The sequence below is a fragment of the Planotetraspora mira genome (assembly GCF_016863275.1).
In the GTDB taxonomy this organism is placed as follows: Bacteria; Actinomycetota; Actinomycetes; order Streptosporangiales; family Streptosporangiaceae; genus Planotetraspora; species Planotetraspora mira.
In genome coordinates this window covers 90,203-112,073 of record NZ_BOOO01000038.1, presented here as the reverse complement: position 1 = coordinate 112,073, position 21,871 = coordinate 90,203, and the positions used below count along the sequence as shown (strand labels likewise).

Below are 21,871 nucleotides of genomic sequence, written 5' to 3'. Positions count from 1 at the left end.
GTCGGTGGCGGCTGGCAGGGTGACCCCGTGCTCGCGGCGCTCGTCGACCTGATCCTTCCCGCCCGCTGCGCCGGTTGCGGCGAAGCGGGGTCCACGGCGTGCCGTTCGTGCATCGCTGAGCTTGTCAGGGCTCCCGCCGCCCGCTCTCCTGAGCCGGCGCCGCCCGGTCTGCCGCCGTGCTGGTCGGCGACGGGCTACGACGGCGCGGCCCGGCGCATGGTGCTCGCCTACAAGGAGCGCGGCCGTACGGCTCTCGCGCCGGTGCTGGGGACGAGCCTCGCCGCCGTGGCCGTAGCGGCCCTGGCGGCCGTCGGCGGGGGGAGGGGCCCGATGGCACTGGTTCCGGTCCCCAGTGCGCGAGCGGCCTCACGTAGGCGCGGGCACGACCCTGTACGGGCGCTCGCCTCCGCGGCCGCGGCCCGTCTCCGTGAAAGTGGCCTCCGGGCGACCGTGACACCGGTGCTGAGGCAGGAGAGGCGGGTGGCCGACCAGGCCGGGCTCGGGTCCGCCCAGCGCGCCCGGAACCTGTCGGGAGCCTTCGGCGTCGTGGGCGGCGGCCTCGGCCCGCTCGGGCACGCCCGCGTCCTACTGGTCGACGACATCGTCACGACGGGCGCGACGCTGGCCGAGGCCGCGCGGGTGCTCAGCGCCGCCGGCGCTCCCGCCGCTCTGGCGATCACGGTCGCGGCGACCTCCCGGCGGTCGGCGACCTCCAATCGGCCGTCAGGAACCGGTCGTACGGCGGCGCCCCGACGCTGATCCGTCCGCCGGACGTCATGCGTTCACCCCATGGCGTCCGACATGCCGCCCGACGGCTTACGGCCGGAGCGAACCGCGACACGCCGGGACCGTCAAGTCTCTCTTTGTAACGGAGAGTAAAGGTTGGCCAATTCTCATGCTGACCGCCAGGACATACCTGTGTGACCCGCCCCGGAGGTCCGGCCAGCTCACCTGGATGACGGAGCGCGCCGCGCGCGGGGATTCCACGATCCCGTGATCGTCTCCGGCGGTGCGTCGGCGCGCAGCGACATCACGGGCAGTGATCGTTTCGCGGATCTCCTGGCTGACATTCGGGCCGCTAGGGACTAGCGTGCAGACATGGCACCCGTCCGGGTCCGTGGTTGCACCGGGCCTCTCCCCGTCAGGGGATCGGTCTGGCTAGCCGATGCCAGCCGCAGGCGAAACGGTCCACGTAAGGCGACTCTTGGTCGACTGATCACGGTGCGGCTTAGAGGTAAGTCCTGCCTTCCCGGGGGTCCAGATGTCCCCCGCAAGAGGAGAAGGGCAGTAGTGGCAACTGAGCTGCGAACCCCTCAGCAGGCGGATGTGGGGACGAAGACCAGGTCGGACGGACGGGTGCCGCAGAGCCACAGTCGATATGCGAAGGGGGGCTTTGTGTGGACATCATCGTCAAGGGACGGCACACGCAAGTGAGTGACCGATTCCGCGATCATGCGACTACCAAGCTGGCCAGGATCGAGCGACTGAACAACAAGCTGATACGCGTGGATGTCGAGGTCTCCAAGGAGGCCGGCAACCGCGTCAGTGGACAAAGAGAACGGGTGGAGCTGACCATCCACTCGCGTGGTCCGGCAATCCGCGCGGAAGCGGATGCGGATGACCGATTCGCCGCACTGGACATCGCGCTCGGGAAGCTGGTCGAGCGCCTCCGCAGGCTCGGCGACCGGCGCAAGATCCACCATGGCAAGAACTGCCCGCCGTCGCTGGCCGAGATCACGGCCTTCATGGGCGAAGGGGGACTGGAAGCGGCCGAGGCGCTCAGTCGAACGGAGCCGCCGGCCCGAGTCGAGTACGCGCAGGAGCGGCGCAGCCCCGCCGAGGCGGTCGTTCCCATCGAGATGGACGGCGACGGGCCGCTCGTCGTCCGTGAGAAGTTCCACGAGGCCGATCCCATGACGATCGAGCAGGCGCTCCTGGAGATGGAACTCGTCGGCCATGACTTCTATCTGTTCCGCGACAAGGAAGGCGGCCAGCCCAGCGTCGTCTACCGGCGGCGAGGCTACGACTACGGCGTGCTGAGGCTCATCGAGAGCTAGTCGTCGCCCGTAGACCACCCGTGCGGAATCCACGGATCTGCGCATCCGGCATGACGAAGATCAGCACTGAGCGCGAAACCCGTGTAATGATGGCGATCCAGCGTCCTTGGCCCCCGCAAGGAGGTTCCGTGACCCGACCCGACGAGGCGGCCAGAGCATCCGGTCGTGAGCCGATCCGCGTGATGATCGTTGACGATCATGCGCTGATCCGTCGCAGCCTGGAGCTGGCCCTGGCCGCGGAGCCGGACATCGAGGTGGTCGGCGAGGCGAGCGACGGGCAGGAGGCGGTCGGCATGGCCGATCGTCTCCTGCCTGACGTCGTCCTGATGGATGTCCGCATGCCGCGGCAGGACGGGATCGGGGCGACCCGGAGCATCAAGGAGTCCGTGCCGAGCACGCGGATCATCATGCTCACGGTCAGCGACGAGGAGGAGGACCTCTTCGAGGCGATCAAGGCGGGCGCCACCGGTTACCTGCTCAAGGATGTCCAGATCGACGAGGTGCCCGACGCGGTTCGCGGCGTGCACGAGGGGCAGTCGCTGATCAACCCGGCGATGGCGGCCAAGCTGATCAGCGAGTTCGCGAACATGAGCCGCAAGGAGGCGGAGCGGCCGCCGCAGCTGCCGGTGCCCCGGCTGACCGACCGGGAGATGGAGGTCCTCCGGCTGGTCGCCAAGGGCATGAACAACCGGGAGATCGCCAAGGACCTGTTCATCTCCGAGAACACGGTGAAGAACCACGTCCGCAACATCCTCGAGAAGCTCCAGCTCCACTCCCGCATGGAGGCGGTCGTCTACGCCGTGCGCGAGCGTCTCCTGGAGATCACCTAGCCAGCTCGGCGCGCAGGGGCGCCTCGAGAGCGGGTGAGCTCACCCGCTCGACTCGCACGTCCGTGCACCCCACCCAGCTCGCCGCCTCCCAGAGGGCGTCGCTCATCGCGGCGACGGTCTTGGCGGGGCTGCCACCTGGCTCGAATCCCACCTGGCGGGCGATCAGGGTGGTCCCCTCCCGCGCCGGGTCGACCCGGCCGATGATCCGGCCGCCGGCGAGCACCGGCATCGCGAAGTAGCCGTGGATCCGCTTGTCCTTCGGCACGTAGGCCTCCAGGCGGTGGTTCAGCCCGAAGATCCGCTCGGCGCGCGCACGCTCCCAGACGAGCGAGTCGAACGGGGACAGCAGCGTCGTGCGGTGGCGGCCCCGCGGTTCGGACTCCAGCGCGGCGGGGTCGGCCCAGGCGTTCGGGACGGCGGTCGAGGTCGGCGCGCCACGCCCGGCCCGCGGTAAGGGCCACCCCGCGACGTGCACGGGCACGAGGCCGGCGGCCCCGCTCAGGAGGGCGTCGTCCAGCAGCGCGGCGTACTTGCCCTTGACCCGGGTGAAGTCGACGAGGTCGGCCCGGGTCGCCACGCCGAGGGCGCGCCCGGCGATCCGGGTGAGGCCCGTCACACCCTCCGCGTCGGGCAGGTCGTCGGCGAGAAGCTCTTCGGGGATCACCCGTTCGGCCAGGTCGTAGACCCGTCGCCAGCCGACCCGCCGGGTGCAGACGACCTCGCCGATGTCCAGCAGGAACTCAATGGCGATCTTGGTGTCGGACCAGTCCCACCACCCGGCCGGCTCCGTCGCGCCCGAGGCGCGCGGGTCGATCCGAGCGCCGCCGATGTCGCCGGTGGTGAGGGGGCCGTCGGCGCGGACCTGCTCGAGGACCTTGTCGACGATGGGCGGCACCTCGTGCCAGCGGAACCGGCGATCACGGTAGGCCCGGCGGCGGAAGCCGTACAGGGGCCAGTCCTCCAGCGGGAGGATGCAGGCGGCGTGGCACCAGTATTCGAAGGCCCGCGCCGGGTTGTGCCAGTAGGCCCGCTCGATCGCGGATCGGCCGACGGCGCCGAGCCTCGCGTAGGCGATCAGCTCGTGCGAGCGGGCGAGCACGGAGATGGTGTCAAGCTGGACGGCGCCCACCCGCCGGAGCATGGCGGGCACCCCGCCTGTCCGCGAGCCGGCGCCGAGGAAGCCCTGGGCTCGCAGGATGATGCGGCGGGCCTCGTCGGCGGTCAGGTCGGTCACACCTGGAGATGCTAGATGGTGTGACCGACAAAACGCCTACAGCGGTTTCGGCCGTTTGAGACGGGTGATCAGTGCCGTTGCTCGAAGGGCGAGTGGTGCTCCAGCGCCGGCATGTCGCGGGGCGCGTCGACGATCACGTCGGAGAAGATGTCGAACGCCAGGGCGAGCAGCCCGCCGATCGCGACGATTCCCACGCCGACCCAGAAGAGGAACCAGTCGGGACCGATGGTGAGGGCCACCCCGCCGACCGTGAAGCCGATCAGGATCACGGTGACCGCCAGCCAGGACTTGGCGCTTCCGCCGTGGCTGCCTTGATGTGCGCTCTCTGCCATACCCGATTTCTACCTGATGAACGTCTCGGTCCGCACATTGGGGGAACCTGAGATGCCGTTTTTCCGTTGAAAACAAGCGACCGATGACGCGCCGCTCCGTCCGGTTGCCGGTGGCTGTGTCTGGTGATGGAACGGCCTACGATGGCAACGGGGAAGTATCTCGTCCTCACACCCCGGCCGATCCCCGAGGTAGACCTGCGAGGAGCTCACGAAAGTGCCTGCAATTCTTGACAAGATCCTTCGCGCGGGCGAAGGCAAGACGCTGCGTAAGCTCAAGCGCGTCGCCGAGCAGGTCAACTCCATTGAAGACGACTTCACGAGTATGTCGGACGCGGAGCTGCGGGCGCTCACGGCAGAGTACAAACAGCGTCACGCGGACGGGGAGTCGCTCGACGACCTGATGCCGGAGGCCTTCGCCACGGTGCGCGAGGCCGCCCGCCGGGTTCTCGGCCAGCGGCACTTCGACGTGCAGATCATGGGTGGCGCCAACCTGCATCTCGGCAACATCGCCGAGATGCGCACCGGTGAGGGCAAGACCCTGACCTGTACGTTGCCCGCCTATCTCAACGCCCTGTCCGGAAAGGGCGTCCACGTCATCACGGTCAACGACTACCTGGCCAAGCGTGACGCGGAGACCATGGGCCGCGTCCACCGCTTCCTGGGCCTCGAGGTCGGCGTGATCCTCGCCAACATGGCGCCCGACGAGCGGCGCAGGCAGTACAACGCGGACATCACCTACGGGACGAACAACGAGTTCGGCTTCGACTACCTCCGCGACAACATGGCCCAGCAGCAGGAGGAGTGCGTCCAGCGCGGGCACAACTTCGCGGTCGTGGACGAGGTCGACTCGATCCTCATCGACGAGGCGCGCACGCCGCTGATCATCTCGGGTCCCGGCGAGCAGTCGGGCAAGTGGTACACCGAGTTCGCCAAGATCGTCCCGAGGCTGCGGCGCGGCGTCGAGGGCAAGGACGGCGAGGAGGGCAGCGGCGACTACGTCGTCGACGAGAAGAAGCGCACGGTCGGCGTCCTGGAGTCCGGTGTCGACCGCGTCGAGGACGTCCTCGGCATCGACAACCTGTACAAGCCCGAGCACACCCATCTCGTGCAGTTCCTCAACAACGCCATCAAGGCGAAGGAACTGTTCAAGAAGGACAAGGACTACATCGTCGTCGACGGCGAAGTGCTCATCGTCGACGAGTTCACCGGCCGCGTGCTGCACGGCCGCCGGTACAACGAGGGCATGCACCAGGCCATCGAGGCCAAGGAAGGCGTGCACATCAAGGACGAGAACCAGACTCTCGCCACGATCACGCTGCAGAACTACTTCCGCCTCTACTCCAAGCTCTCCGGCATGACCGGTACGGCGGCGACGGAGGCCAACGAGTTCCACCAGACGTACAAGCTGGGCGTCGTCCCGATCCCGACCAACCGGCCGATGATCCGCAAGGACCAGGCGGACGTGGTCTACAAGAGCGAGGACGCCAAGTTCCAGGCTTGCGTCGACGACATCAAGGAGCGGTACGAGAACGGCCAGCCGGTCCTGGTCGGCACGACGAGCGTGGAGAAGTCGGAGAAGCTCTCCCGGATGCTCAAGCGCCAGGGCGTGCCGCACGAGGTGCTCAACGCGAAGAACCACGCGCGTGAGGCCGCGATCATCGCCGAGGCGGGCCGCAAGCACGCCGTGACGGTGGCCACCAACATGGCGGGCCGCGGCACCGACATCATGCTCGGAGGCAACCCCGAGTTCCGCGCCGACCTCGAGTTGCAGCAGCGCGGCCTGTCGCCCTCCGAGACTCCCGAGGAGTACGAGAAGGCCTGGCCCGAGGCTCTGGAGAAGGCCAAGGACGACGTCAAGGCCGAGCACGAGGAGGTCGTCGCCGCCGGCGGTCTCTACGTCCTGGGCACCGAGCGGCACGAGTCGCGCCGTATCGACAACCAGTTGCGCGGCCGTTCCGGCCGGCAGGGCGACCCGGGCGAGTCCCGGTTCTACCTGTCCCTCGAGGACGACCTGATGCGCCTGTTCAACTCGGCCCGGGTCGAGATGATCATGACACGGCTCAACATCCCGGACGACGTCCCGATCGAGTCCGGCATCGTGTCGAAGGCCATCGCCTCCGCCCAGCACCAGGTCGAGCAGCAGAACTTCGAGATCCGCAAGAACCTCCTCAAGTACGACGAGGTGATGAACCGCCAGCGCAAGGTGATCTACGGCGAGCGCGTCCGCGTGCTGGAGGGCGCAGACCTCCACGACCAGATGCGCACGTTCGTCACCGACGTGACCGACGACTACGTCAAGGCGGCGACCGGTGAGGGGTTCGCGGAGGAGTGGGACCTCGACAAGCTCTGGGACGCCTTCAGGAAGCTCTACCCGATCTCGGTGACCGTCGACGGGCTCGTTCAGGAGGCGGGCGGCGAGCGCGAGGACCTGACCGCCGACTTCCTCGCCGAGAAGATCCGGGAGGACGCGCTGGCGTCCTACGGCCGGCGTGAGGAGGAGATCGGCTCCGAGCCCCTTCGCGACCTCGAGCGGCAGGTCATCCTCCACGTCCTGGACCGGAAGTGGCGCGAGCACCTCTACGAGATGGACTACCTCCAGGAGGGCATCGGCATGCGCGCCTATGCCCAGAAGGACCCGCTGATCGAGTACCAGCGTGAGGGCTTCGAGATGTTCTCCGCGATGCTCGACGGCATCAAGGAGGAGTCGGTCGGCTTCCTGTTCAACCTCGAGGTGCAGGTGCGGTCGAACCCGATCGTGGAGGAGAACGCCGAGGAGGACGTGGCGGTCACCGAGGCCGGGGCCATCATCGCCCAGGCCCTGCGCGGACCCGCCCGCCCCGCGGAGATGGTCTACTCCGCACCGGGTGAGAGCGGCGAGGTGGAGGTCAGCCGCGTCCGCTCCACGCCGGAGCAGCGTGCGGCGTACGGCAACGTCGAGCGCAACGCGCCCTGCCCCTGCGGTTCGGGCAAGAAGTTCAAGCGCTGCCACGGCGATCCCCGGAACGCCCAGGCCTGACGCACTGCGACGAACCCCCGCCGGGCAGGTCCCGGCGGGGGTTCGTCGTTCCCGGACGGTCTCCACGACTCCCGGGAGGGCTTCAGGCGGTCTCGAAGTCGGTGACCAGCCACTGCACGCCGAAGCGCTCGAGGCGTAGGGCCAGCACACGGCTGCGCTCCCCGCAATGGACGAGCACGCACATCTCGACGACCCCCTCGACGGGCTGCTGCACGTGGGGCAGCCCGACCATCGGCGGCCGCTGAGTGTCGATCATCTTCCCGGCTCTGACCAGCCCGCGGTAGGCCCGCTCCGACAGCCGGTTCTGGACCGCCTCCGGCGGCCGGCGCCCGGAGAGGATCTCGGCCATCGCCTGGCCCAGGCCGCGCAGGCGCCGCTCGTCCGGCGCCGATCCCCTCGGGGCGACGATGAGCCCGCCACGTGCGCCGGCCGTGCCGTGCTCCCCGTCCTCCGGGTGCTCCCCGTGCACATGGGGCTCGCGGGCCAGGGCGAGCGAGCCGTACGTGGCCGGAGGGCCCGCGTACGGGCCGCGCTCGTCGTCGTACGGAGGGTCCGCCGGGGGGACTGAGGCGAGCCTCGGCAGGGGGATCGGCTTGGGCATCGGGGGACTCCCTTGTCGTCGTCTGACCTGACGACTAATAGAGATTCCGGTCCGCCGCGCTGATACAGTGGCCGCCAACTTTGCCGATCAAGAGGTCGCTATGGGGTCGTTCACGGGAGAAGATTCCTGCGGGTTGGGTGATGAGGCGGGCGGTGCCCGGCCGTTACGGATCCCGGGACCGGGCGTTTACCGGCGACCGGAACCACGGTGAGACCAACCCGAACTACGGTGAAACGCAGAAGGGGCGCCCAGGATCGCCGGGCGCCCCTTTCCCCGATACGTGCCCCGAGAGGGAGGTGCGGGGTACTGCGAGGGTGGGTCAGGTGCGACTGGGAGCGGTCTCGGCGGTCTCTCCGGCGTCCACGTCGGGCTCCGGCTCGCGGCCGGGGGTCTTGAGGTTCAGCTTCTTGATCAAGAAGGTGAACACCCCGTAGTAGACGAAGAAGTAGATGACGCCGATCACCATGATCAGCAGGAAGTTGTGGGTGTTGTCCTTCGACGCGTTCAACCCGGCGTCGATGGCGCCCGCCGAGAAGCCGAAGCCCAGCCTGCCGTCGAGCGCCGCGACCACCGCCATCGAGATGCCGGTGAGCAGAGCGTGCGCCGCGAACAGCACGGGGGCGACGAAGATGAACGCGAACTCGATCGGCTCGGTGATGCCGGTGACGAAGGAGATCAGCGCCGCCGAGATCATGATGGAGCCGACCGCCGCACGGCGGTGGGGGAGGGCGGTGCGCCACATGGCGAGGGCCGCAGCGGGCAGGCCGAACATCATGACCGGGAAGAAGCCCGCCATGAACGCGCCCGCGCCGTCCTGGCCGGCGAAGTAGCAGTTCAGGTCGCCCGCGGCCTGGGTCGCGCCCACGGTGCAATCGGGCACGGTGAACCAGACGATCGAGTTGACGAAGTGGTGCAGGCCGAAGGGGATCAGCGCCCGGTTGACCACGCCGTAGATGCCGGCGCCGGCCGTGGAGTTGTCGGCCAGCCAGTCGCCGAAGCTGCTGAGGCCCTCACCGATGGGCTGCCAGATCAGGCCGAAGATGACGGCGAGGACGAGCGCGGCGGCAGCGGTGATGATCGGCACGAATCGCCGGCCGCCGAAGAAGGCGAGCCAGGCCGGCAGCTTGATGCGGTAGAACCTCTGCCACAGGAGAGCCGCCGTGAGGCCGATGAGGATGCCACCCAGTACACGGGTGGGGTTGGCCGAGGCGAGGTTGATCACTTCGGTGGCGTTGCCGTCCGCGCCCACGACCTTCTGAGACACCTGCGCGTGGACCGCGGAGTCGGCCGAGGAGACGTCGAAGAACATCAGGTGCGTGACCCGGTCCCAGACGAGGTAGCCGACCACGGCGGCGACCGCGGTCGAGCCGTCGGACCTGCGGGCGAAGCCGACGGCCACACCGACGGCGAACAGCAGCGGCAGCGCGTCGAAGAGCGCGGCGCCCGCGCCGCCCACCAGATCGGCGATCGTGTCGAGCGTCTTGTTGTCCGTACGGCCGAGCAGGTCGCCCTGACCGGCGCGCAGGAACAGCGACGCGGCCGCCAGGGACGCGATCGGGAGCATGAGCGAGCGGCCGATGCGGGACAGGACGGCCATCACGGGGGACTGGCGCGCTGGGGCGGCGGGCAGGCCCGCGTCTGCGGACGAGGATGACATGGTTTCCTCCAGGAGTGGGGGTGCGGGAGGAGACCGCTAAGAGCGTCGGGTGGGGATCTCGAGGAGAGTCCGTAGCTGGTAGCGGTCGGCACGGTAGGTGGAGACCCCGAGTTCGGCGCATACCCCGCCGGCGTAGGACCGGCGCTGCAGAAGCAGCACGGCCCCTCCGCGGGGCAGTTTGAGCAGGTCGGCGTCACTCGGATCGGCGATACCGCCGTCGATGGTGAGCTCCCCGGCGTCCAGCACGAGTCCGTAGCGGGACTCGAGCAGGGCGTACAGGGATCGGCCGGACAGGTCGTAGTCATCGAGATCGGGTGCGAGCACGACCGGGATGTGGGCGCGTTCGATGCTCAGCGGTTCCCCGTCCGCCGTGCGCAACCGCTCGATGAAGTGCACGGAGTCTCCCGGCTGTATGCCGAGTTCCCGTGCCAGATGCGCGCTGGCCCGGACCACACGTCGGTCCAGGTCGCGGGAGCCCGGCTCCATGCCGCGTGCCCGCATGTCGTCACTGAAGGAGGTGAGCTGGAGTGCGAGTTCGATCTTCGGACGTGCGACGAACGTGCCCTTGCCGGGGACCCGGTGCAGGCGGCCCTCCGACACCAGGTGGTCGACGGCCTGCCGTACCGTCATGCGCGACAGGCCGAAACGCTGGCAGAGCTCTCGTTCTGAGGGGATCGCCGCGCCGATCGGCAGCTCGTTGCTTTCGATGAGGTCGAGCACGATCTCTCTCAGCTGGAAGTACTTCGGCACCGGGCTGTCCGGATCGATCTGCGCCACTGATCCCTCCCCTCTCGTTCTGATCATGTGAAATAAGTTAAGGTTCTTACTGGTCTAGTCCGGACTAGACCATAGGCCGGAAATATGTGTCAATGAACGGGCCGGCGTCGGATCGATAACGGCCCCATTCGCCAACGAGGATGAGCACCGGATGACGACGAAGATGCGCAGCGAGATCGCCGAGCAGCCGGCGGCGTTGCGGGCGACGATCGACGCCCTGCTGCCCCGCACCGCTGAGGTCCAGGCGCTGGCGCAGGACACCCGTCAGACGTTGTTCGTCGCGCGCGGCACCTCGGACAACGCCGCGGTCTACGGCCGGTACCTGATCGAGGCCCGGGCGGGCCGGTTGTCGGCGCTCGGAGCTCCCTCCATCGCCACGACCTACCGCCGCAAGCTCGATCTCGAGGGCGTGCTGGCCGTGGGGCTTTCCCAGTCCGGCCGCACCGAGGAGATCGTCGAGACCATCGAGTGGGCGAAGGCCTGCGGGGCGAAGACCGTCGCCATCACCAACGGCGGCGAGAACTCGCCGCTGGCCCAGGTCGCCGACCTCGCGCTGTGCACGCTGGCGGGTGAGGAGAAGGCGGTTCCCGCCACCAAGACCTACACCACCCAACTCGCCGCACTGGCCGTGCTGGCCCTGGGCCTCGGAGCCGACGTCGACCCGGACGACCTGCGGCGAGTTCCCGACGCGGTGGAGAAGCTGATCTCCGACCCCGGTGATCTGCAGGCCGTCGTCGACGGGCTCGCCGACAAGCCGGGGGTGGTCGTCTCGGGCCGTGGCCTGGCCTTCTCGACGGCGTTGGAGCTCGCGCTCAAGCTCAAGGAGGCGTGCTACCTGCACGCCATGGGCCTGTCCTACGCCGACCTGCTGCACGGCCCGATCGCGGTCGTCGACGAGGACACCCCGGCGATCCTGGTGGCGGCGGGCGAGGGCCCGACGCTCGCGGGCACGGTCGCCCTCGCCCAGCGCGTCACGGGCGCGGGCGCCTCGGCCTTCGGCGTCGGTGGCGGCACCGAACTGGCCGCCGCGTCCACCGCCGCGCTGAACGGCCCCGATCTGCCGGAGTGGGTGGCCCCGCTGGGACTCATCGTTCCGGGACAGTTGCTGACCGAGGCGCTCGCGCGCAGGCTCGGTATCGACCCGGATGCACCCCGTGGTCTGAACAAGGTCACCCAGACCGACTGAACGGAGAACCCCCATGGCCGCAGACGCCGAGGCGATCGTCGCCGGACTCGGTGGCGCCGACAACATCATCGAGATCGAGCCGTGCATCACGCGGCTGCGCACCGAGGTGCACGACGCCTCGAAGGTCGACCAGGCGGCCCTCAAGGCGGCCGGCGCACACGGCGTGATGGCCGCGGGCAACGTCGTCCAGGTCGTGGTGGGCCCCGAGGCGGACACCATCGCCAGCGACATCGAGGACATCATCGGCTGAGCTCGCCGTGGACGCGGGCTCGGGCCGGCCGCCCGGGCTCGCGTGCACGGGCGGGCCCGCGTCGCGGCGATCGGGCTCTTGGCGGGCCGGCCGTCGCGCGCCGGAGGAAGGGCGCTTCACCTTGACGACTGTTCTCGCGCCGATGTCGGGCTCGGCCGTTGGACTGGCGGCCGTCCCCGACCCTGTGTTCTCCCAGGCCATGGTGGGTCCGGGGACGGCGATCGATCCCGAGCGGGCACCGGGTCAGGCGGTGGCTCCGATCACCGGGACGATCGTCAAGCTGCACCCGCACGCCTACGTGGTGGTCGGGGCCGACGGCAGGGGGGTCCTGGTCCATCTCGGCATCGACACGGTGCAGCTCAGGGGCGAGGGCTTCCGCCTGCTCGCCGCCGAGGGCGACCACGTCGAGGCGGGACAGCCCGTCGTGGGCTGGAACCCGGCCGAGATCGAGGCGGGTGGCCGCTCTCCCATCTGCCCCGTCGTGGCGCTGGACGCCTCGGCCGAGTCGATCAGTGACGTGGCCTCCGGGCGGATCGTCGTCGGCGACGAGCTCTTCCAGTGGTCGTGATGCGGGCGGCCCTGTTCGATCTGGACGGCACGCTGATCGACACCGAGCGCCGCAGCCTCGCCATGTGGGCGATGTTGCTGGACAACCACGGTGTGGAACACGACCCGGCGCTGCTGCGGCGGTTCATGGGCCGCAGGGGCGCCGACGTGCTCCCCGAGTTCTTCCCTGACGGAGACGTCCGCGCCCTGCTGGACGAGGTGCACTCCTATCACGACCGTCCGGGCCTGCCGGACATCGTTCCCGTGCCCGGCGCCGCGGAACTGGTGCGCCGGGTGGCCGCCCACGGCTCGGCGATCGGACTCGTCACGTCGGCGGGCCGAGCGTGGGCCCGAGAACGGCTCGCCCAGGTGGGGATCGCCGACCTGGTCCAGACCATCGTGTCCGCCGAGGACGTCGTGGTGGGCAAGCCGGACCCCTCCGGCTTCCTGGAGGCCGCCTCCCGGCTCGAGGTCAAGCCCGACGAGTGCGTCGCGTTCGAGGACTCGCTGGCGGGGATAGCCGCGGCCCGGGCGGCCGGCATGGCGTGCGTGGGGGTGGCCACCACACACCGTCTCGATGAACTGTCGCACGCGGATCTGGTAATCAGCGATCTGTCGGGTATTGATTGGCCCTTGACAGGAATAAGGTGGTCTAGACCGCGTTATTAGGTTCATTTGAAGGAGGAAATCGTGGCCGAGCGCAAGGTCAGTGTCGAGTCCGAGGTGGGTTTGCACGCCCGCCCGGCGGCGACGTTCGTGCAGACCGCGGCGAAGGCGCCGTTCGACGTCACCGTCGCGAAGGCCGGCGGCCAGCCGGTGAGTGCGAAGAGCATCCTGTCCGTCCTGGCACTGGACGTCAGGCAGGGCGAGTCCATCGTCATCTCGGCTGAGGGGGAGGGCGCCGACGAGGTGCTCGACCGGCTCGCCGAGATCGCCGCGGCCTCCTGATCCCCATGGACCGGCGCGAGACCGGGAGCACCCACCCGGAGTCCCAGGAGCAGGCTCCCCTGCTGCTCACGGGCACGGGCGTCAGCCCGGGCTCCGGGTACGGCCCCGCCTATCTCGTGGTGGGAGACATCCCCGAGCCCGCCGCAGGATCGCGGCACGACGGTGACGCGCCGGCTGAGCGGGATCGGGCCGAACGGGCCCTGGACGATGTGGCCGCCGACCTGGAGTCGAGAGGCGCCCGGGCAGGCGGCGAGGCCGAGGAGGTGCTCGGCGCGCAGGCCATGATGGCCCGCGACCCGGGGCTCGCCGTGGAGGTGGGTCAGCTGATCGACCAGGGCGTCGCCGCGCCCAGGGCCGTCTTCGAAGCTTTCGGGAAATATCGGGATCTGCTCTCGGCGGCGGGCGGATACCTCGGCGAGCGGGTCGCCGACCTCGACGACATCCGCGACCGGGCGATCGCCCTGCTCACCGGGCTGCCGATGCCCGGTGTCCCCACCAGCGCCGCCGTGCCGTTCGTGCTGGTCGCCAAGGACCTGGCCCCCGCGGACACGGCTCTGCTCTCCAAGGACGTCGTCGCCGCGTTCGTGACCGAGCAGGGCGGCCCGACGAGCCACACCGCGATCCTCGCCCGTTCGATGGGCGTGCCGGCGGTCGTCGGGTGCGCCGGTGCGACCAGCATCGCGCAGGGCGCGGCCGTGCTCGTCGACGGCTCGTCCGGGCACGTACGGCTCTCGCCGGACGAGGACGAGGTCACCGCGGCGCGGAACGCCGATGAGGCCAGGCGCGCCGTCCTTTCGGCGGTCTCCGGACCCGGCGCGACCGCGGACGGCCATGCCGTGCCCCTGCTCGCCAACATCGGCGGCCCGCGCGACCTCGAGGCCGCGCTGGCGGCGGGGGCCGAGGGAGTGGGCCTCTACCGCACGGAGTTCCTCTTCCTGGACAGGGAGACCGCGCCCACGCCCGAGGAGCAGGAGGAGGCCTACCGGGCCGTTTTCGACGCGTTCCCCGGAGGGCGCGTCGTGGTCAGGACCCTCGACGCCGGTGCCGACAAGCCGCTGGCCTTCCTGCCGCCTCCCGGCGAGGAGCCGAACCCGGCACTCGGCGAGCGCGGCATCCGCTTGTTCCGGCGGTATCCGGACATCATGGCCGTTCAGCTCGGCGCTCTCGCCCGTGCGGCGGCGGGCACCGCGGCCAAGGCGGAGATCATGGCCCCGATGGTGGCGACCGTCGAGGAGGCCGCGTGGTTCGCCGAGGCCTGCCGTACGGCGGGGCTGGAGAACGCGGGGATCATGATCGAGGTGCCGTCGGCGGCGATCAGGGCCGCCGACCTGATCGAGGAGGTCGACTTCTTCTCGATCGGGACGAACGATCTCACGCAGTACGCGCTCGCCGCTGACCGGCAGGTCAGTGAGGTCGCCACGCTCCAGGATCCGTGGCATCCCGCCGTGCTCGACCTCATCGGCATGGCCGCGTCGGCGGCCACGGCCGCGGGCAAGGGATGCGGGGTCTGCGGAGAGGCCGCGGCCGACCCGATCCTCGCCTGCGTGCTCGTGGGCATGGGGGTGACCTCGCTGTCCATGTCGGCGCCCGCGCTCGGGTTGGTGCGTGCCGCGCTGGCACGGCACACGCGTGAGCAGTGCCGGCTGGCCGCCGAGGCCGCCCGGTCGTCCACGTCGCCCGCAGGTGCGAGGACGGCCGCCCGGGCGGAGCTTCCGGAACTCGGGTCGCTGTCGCTCTGAGCGTCGCGACCGCGACCGCGTGTGGGGTCACCGATGTGCGTTCGCGCACGGTTGGCGGGAGAGCGCCGATAACGTAAAGACATGCTAAAACTGCGGTCTGGTGCGGTTGGTCTGGCGGCTCTCCTGATGACCGGATGCTCGGCCGGACTCGGGGCCACCGCGTCGTCATCGCCCGCCGCGCCGGTCGGGTCTCCCGCCGTGCCCTCGCCCTCACTCACGCGGTCCCCGGTCGTGAGCGCCCCGCCGTCGCCGTCACCGGGTGACCTCGAGGCGACGGTGGCCGCGATGACGGACGAGGACAAGATCGGGCAGTTGCTGGTGGCCGTCGTATACGGCGGGCGGGCCGACTCCGCCCGCAAGGAGAACCGGGCCAGGTATGGCGTGGACACCCCGGCGGAGGTCGTCGAGAAGTACCGCCCGGGTGGTGTGATCTTGTTCAACTGGGCGGACAACGTCTCCGACGCGAAACAGGTCGCCGCGCTCACCACCGGGCTGCGCAAGGCCTCGGACACGCCACTCATGATCGGCGTCGACCAGGAGAACGGCATCGTGTCCCGGCTGTCCCCGCTGATCACCGAACTGCCGGGAGCCCTGGCCATCGGCTCGACCGGCGATCCCGGCAACGCGCGCGACTCCGCACGGGTGACCGGTGAGGAACTCAAGGCGCTCGGCATCTCCGTCGACTTCGCGCCGGTCGCCGACGTCAACATCAATCCGCACAATCCGGTGATCGGTCCCCGGGCCTACGGGTCCGACCCGCAGAAGGTGGCCGCGATGGTCGGGGCGGCCGTGGACGGGTTCCACGACGCGGGCGTCGCCACCGTCGCCAAGCACTTCCCCGGCCATGGAGACACCTCGGTCGACAGCCACACCGGGCTTCCCGTGATCAAGCACTCGATGGCGCAGTGGGAGAAGCTGGACGCGCCGCCGTTCCGCGAGGCGATCAAGCAGGGCGTCGACGCGATCATGACCGCCCACGTCGTGATGCCGAAGCTCGACCCCTCAGGAGACCCCGCGACCCTCTCGCACAAGATCCTCACCGGGCTCCTGCGCGACAAGCTGGGCTTCGACGGAGTGGTCACCACCGACGCGCTCGACATGGCGGGCGTCAGGAAGAAGTACGGCGACGCCGAGGTGGCCGTGCGCTCGATCCTCGCCGGCGCCGACGTGCTGCTGATGCCGCCCGACTACCCCACGGCGTACAAGGCGCTGCTCAAGGCCGTCGATACAGGGCGCATCACCGAGCAGCGGCTCGACGAGTCGGTTCTGCGCATCCTTCGGCTGAAGAAGGCGCGCGGCGTGTTCGGCCCGATCGAGACCGATCCCGGTGCGCTGAAGTCGAGCGAGCATCTCCAGGTCGCCAAGCGGCTCAAGGCGGCCACGCGGTCCGCGGCCTGAACGGTTCGCTCCCGGCGGCGACCCGCATATCCTGTTACGCGTGTCAACGGGAGGTGCCGTGCTCAAGGGCGTTCTGATCGACTGGGGTGGTGTCCTCACCACGAGCCTGGGCGACTCCATCGTCCACTGGCTCGAGGCCGACCGGATCGACTCGGTGCACTACCGCGACGTCATGCGCGACCTCGTCATGCACGCGTACGACACGGGCGCGGACGGCGGCGCGGAGAACCCGATCCACGCGCTGGAGCGCGGGGAGGTCTCGGCCGCCGAGTTCGAACGGGACCTGGCCGCCCGGCTGCTGACGCTGGACGGCGTGCCCCCGGAGGCCGACGGGCTGCTCACCCGCATGTTCGCCGGGTTCCAGCCGGTCGAGGAGATGAACGAGATGGTGCGGCGGGCCCGCGCGGCCGGGCTCACCACCTGCCTGTTGTCGAACTCGTGGGCCAACGACTATCCCCGCGACGACTGGGACGAGCTTTTCGACGCCGTGGTCATCTCGGGTGAGGTCGGCATGCGCAAGCCGGAGCCGCGCATCTTCCACCACGCGCTCGAGTTGGTCGCCCTGGAGCCGCAGCAGTGCGTGTTCATCGACGACATCGAGGCCAACATCGAGGCCGCCCGTGCTCTGGGCATCGTCGGCGTCCATCACCGTGAGGCCGTCACGACGATCAGCGAGATGGAGCAGCTTTTCAGCCTGCCGTTCCGGGCGTGAGCCGGGAGGAAGTAGACAAACACATGCGCGTGTACCTGCCGTGCACGCTCCCCGCACTGGCCCGGGTGGTCGCCGCGGGAGAGCTGGGACCGGCCCCGCTGACCGGCTATGCCGTGACCCCGGCACTCGTCGAGTGGTACGCCTCGGGTGACACGGAGGAACTCGAGTACGTCGCGCTGACCGAGGCCGCCCGCGCCTCCCTGCGGATGCTCGCCGCCGATCGCGCGGACGGCGTCGAGGTGGCCGCGCGGCGGGTCGTCGTCGCCGCCGAGATTCCCGACAGCGCCGTGAACATGGGCACCGACCTGGAGGAACGCGCGCGGGTGCGCCTGCTGAAGTCGGTCCCGATCGCCGAGCTCGCGTCCATCCACGTCGACGACCTGTCCGCCGCCGCCGACGTCGAGGCGGCCATCGCCGCGCTGCCCGCCGCCGACGGCGGGGACGACGACGCGCAGTTCGCCGTGGACGGCGCGGAGGACCACGAACTGATGTGGTACGCCACGCAGGAAATCCCCGACTTGCTGAGTTGACCTGGAACGTTCACGGACTTGTCACAGGTCGCCCTTAAGCTCTAGAGCGATATGAGACACATAGTTTGGGACTGGAACGGCACGCTGTTCCACGACATAGACGCGGTGGTCGGGGCCACCAACGAGGTCTTCCTCCCCTACGGGCTGGCCCCCTTCGACGCGGACTCCTTCCGCGAGGTCTACACCCGGCCGATCTGGGTGGCCTACGAGCGCATGCTCGGCCGTCCGCTCGACGAGGGCGAGTGGGAGCGGCTCGACGTCGCGTTCCACGAGCACTACCACCAGCTCATGCTGGCCTGTGAGCTGGCGAAGGACGCGCAGTCCTGCCTCCGGGAGTGGGAGGGCTCCGGCCGGACGCAGTCGCTGCTGTCCATGTGGGCCCATGACCGGCTGGTCCCCAAGGTCGGCGAGTTCGGCATCGGCGGGCACTTCGCCCGGGTCGACGGGCTGCGCTCCGCCTCGGGTGGCACCAAGGCCGAGCACATGGTCGCCCACCTGCGGGCCCTCGGCCTCGACCCGGAGACCGTGGTGGTCATCGGTGACAGCGTCGACGACGGGCACGCGGCCCAGCACGTCGGCGCGCAGGCGATCCTCTACACCGGTGGCATGACCAGACGGTCGGAGCTGGAGGCCCTGGGCTTCCCGGTCGTCGACTCGCTGGCCGACGCCCTCGGCAGGGTCGTCTGACCGAGGAGCGGTCCGCGGACGGCTCTCGCCCGTCCTCTGCGACCCACCAGGTGACTCACAGGGTGACCTCGTGCGTGACCAGGGAGTGTGAGAACCGGCCGGGCGGCTACAACCTCGGTATGACAGGTCCTCATGACCGGGTGATAGCCGTACCCTTGGGCACGAGCCATGCCGAACCCCCCACGGAGGCCATTATCAACCGTCTCGTCCTCTGGAACGTCGATCTCACTCTCGTCGACGCGACCATCGTCACCCGCGAGGCCTACGCGGACGCGTTCCGGATGGTGACCGGCCGACCGCTGGTCAAGCTCGCTCCGGCGATGGGCCGCCCGGACTCCGAGATCATTTTCGAGACGCTGGCCATCAACGGCATCGTGGTCGAGGATCAGCACCTGCCCAAGTTCCTCGACGCGCTCGCCGTCAGCTTCGCCGCCAAGCACAAGCGGCTGGCGAAGGAGGGCCGGATGATGCCCGGCGCCAAGGACGCGCTCACCGCCGTGTCCCGGCTCGACGGCGCCGTCCAGTCCGTGCTGACCGGGACCATCAAGGGCAACGCCGTCCACAAGCTGACGGCCTTCGGCCTGAACAAGTGGGTCGACTTCGAGGTGGGCGGCTACGGCGAGGAGGTCTACCCCAAGGCGACCCTCCTCCAGGTGGCGCAGGGAAGGGCCAAGACCAAGTACGGCGCGCCCTTCACCGCGCAGAACACCGTGCTGATCGGCGACTCGACCCGCGACGTGCAGGCGGCCAGGATCGGCGGGGCCGCGGTGATCGCCGTCGCCTCGGGCCGTTCCATGGCGGCCGAGTTGCACGAGGCCGGCGCCGACATCGTGCTCCCCGACCTGACGAACGCCTCGGAGGTCGTGGCCGCCGTCGCGCGGCTCACCAGCCCCGCCGACCGCAAGGCCGGCTGAGCACGTCCGGGAAGCGTGGCCGCACCGGCTTGCTTCGGGGTGTCCGCTCGACGACGTGGCGGTCAGAGACCGGGACGCCGCCCACACTCCGCGGCGAGATCGGTGTCGTCGGGCACCCCGACGGAGGCCGGTACGCCGTCGCGGTCTTCACCCGCTCGTTCGGAACGGCCCAGAACCAGCCCCGGGCGGACGCCGCGATCGGATCCGCCGCGCGGGTCGCGATCGACCACCTGCGCGCACACATATGACAGGTGGTTTCTATGTGGGCGGTGACGGTGACATACGCCGTCCGCCTCGTAAGGATGGACGCATGGTTGAGGAAGGCGCTCTGCTCTGGGAACCGACGCCGGAGATCGTCCGCGACGCTCGGGTGACCCGCTACGCGGACTGGCTCGGGCGGTCCGGGACGTACGACGACGTCTGGCAGTGGTCGGTCGACCATCCGGCCGACTTCTGGACGTCGGTGTGGGACTACTTCGGCGTCGTGGGGGAGCGTGGTGACGGGCCCGTCATCAGTGGGACGATGCCGGACGTCCGATGGTTCACCGGAGCCACGATCAATTACGCCGCCAACGCGTTGCGTGGCGACTCCGACCACCTTGCTGTGATTTTTCGCGATGAAGCGGGGAATCGGCAGACGTACACGCTCGGGCAGTTGCGCGAAGAGGTCGGCCGGGTGCGCGCCGGTCTGGTCCGGCTCGGGGTGGGGCGTGGCGACCGGGTGGCGGCGTACGTCCCCAACATCCCCGAGGCGCTGATCGCCTTCCTGGCCACCGCCTCGCTCGGGGCCGTCTGGTCCTCGTGCTCGCCGGACTTCGGCGCGCCGAGCGTCATCGACCGGTTCACCCAGATCGAGCCCAAGGTGCTCATCGCGGTCGACGGATACCGGTACGGCGGCAAGGCCTTCGACCGCTCGGGCGTCGTCCGCGAGATCGCGGCCAAGCTGCCCACCCTCGCGGCGACCGTGTGGATCCCCTACCTGGACACCGATGCCCCCGCGTCTGAAGGCGGCCTGAGCTGGAACGACCTCCACGACGAGGCCGGCGAGCTCGTGTTCGAGCCGGTCCCGTTCGGGCACCCGCTGTGGGTGCTGTACTCCTCGGGCACGACCGGCCTGCCCAAGCCCATCGTGCACGGGCACGGCGGAATCGTGCTCGAACACCTGAAGTCGCTCTCCTTCCACCAGGACCTCGGCGACGGGGATGTGTTCTTCTGGTACACCACGACCGGCTGGATGATGTGGAACTACCTCATCGGCGGCCTTCTCGTGGGCGCCACCGTCGTCCTCTACGACGGCAGCGCGGCCCATCCCGGGCCCGACGCCCTGTGGAGGGTGGCGGACGAGGAGGGGGTCACCTACTTCGGCACGGGCGCGCCGTACATCGTCGCCTCGATGAAGGCGGGGCTGAGGCCCACGGGCCTTTCACGGCTGCGGGGGATCGGCTCGACCGGATCGCCGCTGCCGCCGGAGGGCTTCGCGTGGGTCTACTCCGACGTCAAGGCCGATGTGCAGCTCGGGTCGTTCTCCGGGGGCACGGACGTCTGCACGGGGTTCGTGGGCGGGGTGCCGTCGCTTCCGGTCAGGGCGGGGGTCATCCCGTGCCGGTGTCTCGGCGCGATGGTGGAGTCGTTCGACCCGTCCGGCGTGTCCGTGGTCGGCGAGGTGGGCGAACTCGTGGTGACGCAGCCCATGCCGTCGATGCCGGTCATGTTCTGGAACGACCCGTCCGGTGTCCGCTACCGCGAGTCCTATTTCGCCGACTACCCCGGAGTCTGGCGGCACGGCGACTGGATCAAGCTCAACTCCGATGGGAGTTGCGTGATCTACGGGCGGTCCGACTCGACCCTCAACCGGGGTGGAGTCCGGATGGGCACCAGCGAGTTCTACCGGGTCGTCGAGCGGTTCGAGGAGATCGCCGACAGCCTGGTGATCGACACCGGACGGCTCGGACAGGAGGGCCGCCTCCTGCTTTACGTCACGCTGGCGGTGGGCGGCACGTTCTCCGACGATCTCGTGAGCCGGCTCAAGGGGGCGCTGCGAAGCGAGCTGTCCCCGCGGCACGTGCCCGACGAGATCCATGAGGTCCCCGGCATCCCCCGGACGTTGTCCGGCAAGAAGCTGGAGATCCCGGTACGGAAGATCCTCCTCGGCACACCCGTCGAGCAGGCCGCCAACCCCGACGCCATGGCCAACCCAGAGGTCCTCCGCCACTTCCACCCCCCCGTGCCCCCCGCGTGATCCTGCAGCCCCCGCGTGATCATGCACAGGTTCGTGATCAGGCCTCCTGGCCTGCCCAAATCCTTTTCGTGATCATGCACAGGTTCGGGATCAGGGCCCTTGAGCTGTGCGGACTGTTTTCGTGATCATGCACGGATTCGGGTGCGTGCCGTACGAGCTGGGGAAACGCCTTTCGTGATCATGTGGTAGCCCCGAGTGTGCATGATCACGCAGCAGAA

The 21,871-nt window shown here is 69.5% G+C and carries 22 protein-coding genes; 17 read left to right on the top strand and 5 right to left on the bottom strand.

The genetic code is table 11. The features are described 5' to 3' along the window. Window positions 1-27 precede the first annotated feature (27 nt). From Pmi06nite_RS32475 to Pmi06nite_RS32465, 3 genes are all read left to right on the top strand, one after another. Complete coding sequence (locus Pmi06nite_RS32475) at window positions 28-759, top strand: ComF family protein (protein WP_203956982.1); 732 nt, start codon at window positions 28-30, stop codon at window positions 757-759. Between the two features lie 638 nt (window positions 760-1,397). Then, window positions 1,398-2,057 carry a ribosome hibernation-promoting factor, HPF/YfiA family gene (gene hpf / locus Pmi06nite_RS32470; RefSeq protein WP_203956981.1) on the top strand — a complete coding sequence of 220 codons (660 nt, stop codon included), beginning with the start codon at window positions 1,398-1,400 and terminating at the stop codon, window positions 2,055-2,057. A 128-nt stretch (window positions 2,058-2,185) separates the two neighbouring features. Then, window positions 2,186-2,887 carry a response regulator gene (locus Pmi06nite_RS32465; RefSeq protein WP_203956980.1) on the top strand — a complete coding sequence of 234 codons (702 nt, stop codon included), beginning with the start codon at window positions 2,186-2,188 and terminating at the stop codon, window positions 2,885-2,887. Here the strand turns inward: Pmi06nite_RS32465 and Pmi06nite_RS32460 are convergent. Both Pmi06nite_RS32460 and Pmi06nite_RS32455 read right to left on the bottom strand, forming a co-directional pair. Further along, window positions 2,880-4,121 carry a winged helix-turn-helix domain-containing protein gene (locus Pmi06nite_RS32460; protein ID WP_239114358.1) on the bottom strand — a complete coding sequence of 414 codons (1,242 nt, stop codon included), beginning with the start codon at window positions 4,119-4,121 and terminating at the stop codon, window positions 2,880-2,882. The two genes, Pmi06nite_RS32465 and Pmi06nite_RS32460, sit on opposite strands and share 8 nt — an antisense overlap. Window positions 4,122-4,189: 68 nt before the next feature. After that, complete coding sequence (locus Pmi06nite_RS32455; RefSeq protein WP_203956979.1) at window positions 4,190-4,453, bottom strand: HGxxPAAW family protein; 264 nt, start codon at window positions 4,451-4,453, stop codon at window positions 4,190-4,192. A 214-nt stretch (window positions 4,454-4,667) separates the two neighbouring features. On the opposite strand from Pmi06nite_RS32455, the gene secA reads away from it, so the two are divergent. Further along, on the top strand, window positions 4,668-7,469 hold the full coding sequence (gene secA / locus Pmi06nite_RS32450) for a preprotein translocase subunit SecA (protein WP_203956978.1): 2,802 nt from the start codon (window positions 4,668-4,670) through the stop codon (window positions 7,467-7,469). A gap of 82 nt (window positions 7,470-7,551) precedes the next feature. On the opposite strand, the gene Pmi06nite_RS32445 is transcribed toward secA, so the two are convergent. From Pmi06nite_RS32445 to Pmi06nite_RS32435, 3 genes are all read right to left on the bottom strand, one after another. Next, window positions 7,552-8,070, bottom strand: a complete 519-nt coding sequence (locus Pmi06nite_RS32445; protein ID WP_203956977.1) for an Rv3235 family protein — start codon at window positions 8,068-8,070, stop codon at window positions 7,552-7,554. A 319-nt stretch (window positions 8,071-8,389) separates the two neighbouring features. Continuing rightward, window positions 8,390-9,727 (bottom strand): PTS transporter subunit EIIC, encoded by a 1,338-nt coding sequence (locus Pmi06nite_RS32440; protein WP_203956976.1) that lies wholly within the window; start codon window positions 9,725-9,727, stop codon window positions 8,390-8,392. A gap of 36 nt (window positions 9,728-9,763) precedes the next feature. Then, on the bottom strand, window positions 9,764-10,531 hold the full coding sequence (locus Pmi06nite_RS32435; RefSeq protein WP_203956975.1) for a GntR family transcriptional regulator: 768 nt from the start codon (window positions 10,529-10,531) through the stop codon (window positions 9,764-9,766). Window positions 10,532-10,655: 124 nt separating this feature from the next. On the opposite strand from Pmi06nite_RS32435, the gene Pmi06nite_RS32430 reads away from it, so the two are divergent. The 13 genes from Pmi06nite_RS32430 (at window position 10,656) to Pmi06nite_RS32370 (ending at window position 21,653) form a co-directional block, all read left to right on the top strand. Then, entirely contained in the window at window positions 10,656-11,690 is a 1,035-nt protein-coding gene (locus Pmi06nite_RS32430) for an SIS domain-containing protein (protein ID WP_203956974.1), read from the top strand. A gap of 13 nt (window positions 11,691-11,703) precedes the next feature. Next, a complete protein-coding gene (locus tag Pmi06nite_RS32425) occupies window positions 11,704-11,940 on the top strand; it encodes a PTS sugar transporter subunit IIB (protein ID WP_203956973.1) in 237 nt (78 codons plus the stop codon). 121 nt (window positions 11,941-12,061) lie between these two features. Further along, window positions 12,062-12,508 carry a PTS sugar transporter subunit IIA gene (locus Pmi06nite_RS32420; RefSeq protein ID WP_203956972.1) on the top strand — a complete coding sequence of 149 codons (447 nt, stop codon included), beginning with the start codon at window positions 12,062-12,064 and terminating at the stop codon, window positions 12,506-12,508. Beyond that, window positions 12,508-13,155, top strand: coding sequence for an HAD family hydrolase (locus tag Pmi06nite_RS32415; protein ID WP_203957047.1), 648 nt, complete (start codon window positions 12,508-12,510; stop codon window positions 13,153-13,155). The genes Pmi06nite_RS32420 and Pmi06nite_RS32415 overlap by 1 nt, the downstream gene beginning before the upstream one ends. Window positions 13,156-13,176: 21 nt before the next feature. Then, complete coding sequence (locus tag Pmi06nite_RS32410; protein ID WP_203956971.1) at window positions 13,177-13,434, top strand: HPr family phosphocarrier protein; 258 nt, start codon at window positions 13,177-13,179, stop codon at window positions 13,432-13,434. Between the two features lie 5 nt (window positions 13,435-13,439). Further along, on the top strand, window positions 13,440-15,173 hold the full coding sequence (gene ptsP, locus Pmi06nite_RS32405) for a phosphoenolpyruvate--protein phosphotransferase (RefSeq protein ID WP_203956970.1): 1,734 nt from the start codon (window positions 13,440-13,442) through the stop codon (window positions 15,171-15,173). Window positions 15,174-15,254: 81 nt separating this feature from the next. Then, a complete protein-coding gene (gene nagZ / locus Pmi06nite_RS32400; protein WP_203956969.1) occupies window positions 15,255-16,571 on the top strand; it encodes a beta-N-acetylhexosaminidase in 1,317 nt (438 codons plus the stop codon). 40 nt (window positions 16,572-16,611) lie between these two features. Further along, window positions 16,612-17,283 (top strand): HAD family hydrolase, encoded by a 672-nt coding sequence (locus Pmi06nite_RS32395; RefSeq protein WP_239114357.1) that lies wholly within the window; start codon window positions 16,612-16,614, stop codon window positions 17,281-17,283. Window positions 17,284-17,306: 23 nt separating this feature from the next. After that, window positions 17,307-17,813, top strand: coding sequence for a DUF6912 family protein (locus tag Pmi06nite_RS32390; RefSeq protein WP_203956968.1), 507 nt, complete (start codon window positions 17,307-17,309; stop codon window positions 17,811-17,813). Window positions 17,814-17,864: 51 nt separating this feature from the next. After that, entirely contained in the window at window positions 17,865-18,500 is a 636-nt protein-coding gene (locus tag Pmi06nite_RS32385; RefSeq protein ID WP_203956967.1) for an HAD family hydrolase, read from the top strand. Between the two features lie 119 nt (window positions 18,501-18,619). After that, on the top strand, window positions 18,620-19,414 hold the full coding sequence (locus Pmi06nite_RS32380; protein ID WP_203956966.1) for an HAD family hydrolase: 795 nt from the start codon (window positions 18,620-18,622) through the stop codon (window positions 19,412-19,414). Between the two features lie 29 nt (window positions 19,415-19,443). Further along, complete coding sequence (locus Pmi06nite_RS32375; protein ID WP_239114356.1) at window positions 19,444-19,662, top strand: serine hydrolase; 219 nt, start codon at window positions 19,444-19,446, stop codon at window positions 19,660-19,662. A 62-nt stretch (window positions 19,663-19,724) separates the two neighbouring features. Next, complete coding sequence (locus Pmi06nite_RS32370; protein ID WP_203956965.1) at window positions 19,725-21,653, top strand: acetoacetate--CoA ligase; 1,929 nt, start codon at window positions 19,725-19,727, stop codon at window positions 21,651-21,653. The last annotated feature ends 218 nt before the right edge of the window (window positions 21,654-21,871 follow it).

Bases quoted from the DNA above. Each gene is read 5' to 3' on its own strand.
- Pmi06nite_RS32385 (WP_203956967.1), top strand. From the start codon at position 17,865: ATGAGACACATAGTTTGGGACTGGAACGGCACGCTGTTCCACGACATA.
- Pmi06nite_RS32455 (WP_203956979.1), bottom strand. From the start codon at position 4,453: ATGGCAGAGAGCGCACATCAAGGCAGCCACGGCGGAAGCGCCAAGTCC.
- Pmi06nite_RS32435 (WP_203956975.1), bottom strand. From the start codon at position 10,531: ATGATCAGAACGAGAGGGGAGGGATCAGTGGCGCAGATCGATCCGGAC.
- Pmi06nite_RS32380 (WP_203956966.1), top strand. From the start codon at position 18,620: ATGACAGGTCCTCATGACCGGGTGATAGCCGTACCCTTGGGCACGAGC.
- Pmi06nite_RS32425 (WP_203956973.1), top strand. From the start codon at position 11,704: ATGGCCGCAGACGCCGAGGCGATCGTCGCCGGACTCGGTGGCGCCGAC.
- ptsP (WP_203956970.1), top strand. From the start codon at position 13,440: ATGGACCGGCGCGAGACCGGGAGCACCCACCCGGAGTCCCAGGAGCAG.
- nagZ (WP_203956969.1), top strand. From the start codon at position 15,255: ATGCTAAAACTGCGGTCTGGTGCGGTTGGTCTGGCGGCTCTCCTGATG.
- Pmi06nite_RS32445 (WP_203956977.1), bottom strand. From the start codon at position 8,070: ATGCCCAAGCCGATCCCCCTGCCGAGGCTCGCCTCAGTCCCCCCGGCG.
- Pmi06nite_RS32440 (WP_203956976.1), bottom strand. From the start codon at position 9,727: ATGTCATCCTCGTCCGCAGACGCGGGCCTGCCCGCCGCCCCAGCGCGC.
- Pmi06nite_RS32390 (WP_203956968.1), top strand. From the start codon at position 17,307: ATGCGCGTGTACCTGCCGTGCACGCTCCCCGCACTGGCCCGGGTGGTC.
- Pmi06nite_RS32415 (WP_203957047.1), top strand. From the start codon at position 12,508: ATGCGGGCGGCCCTGTTCGATCTGGACGGCACGCTGATCGACACCGAG.
- Pmi06nite_RS32370 (WP_203956965.1), top strand. From the start codon at position 19,725: ATGGTTGAGGAAGGCGCTCTGCTCTGGGAACCGACGCCGGAGATCGTC.
- Pmi06nite_RS32430 (WP_203956974.1), top strand. From the start codon at position 10,656: ATGACGACGAAGATGCGCAGCGAGATCGCCGAGCAGCCGGCGGCGTTG.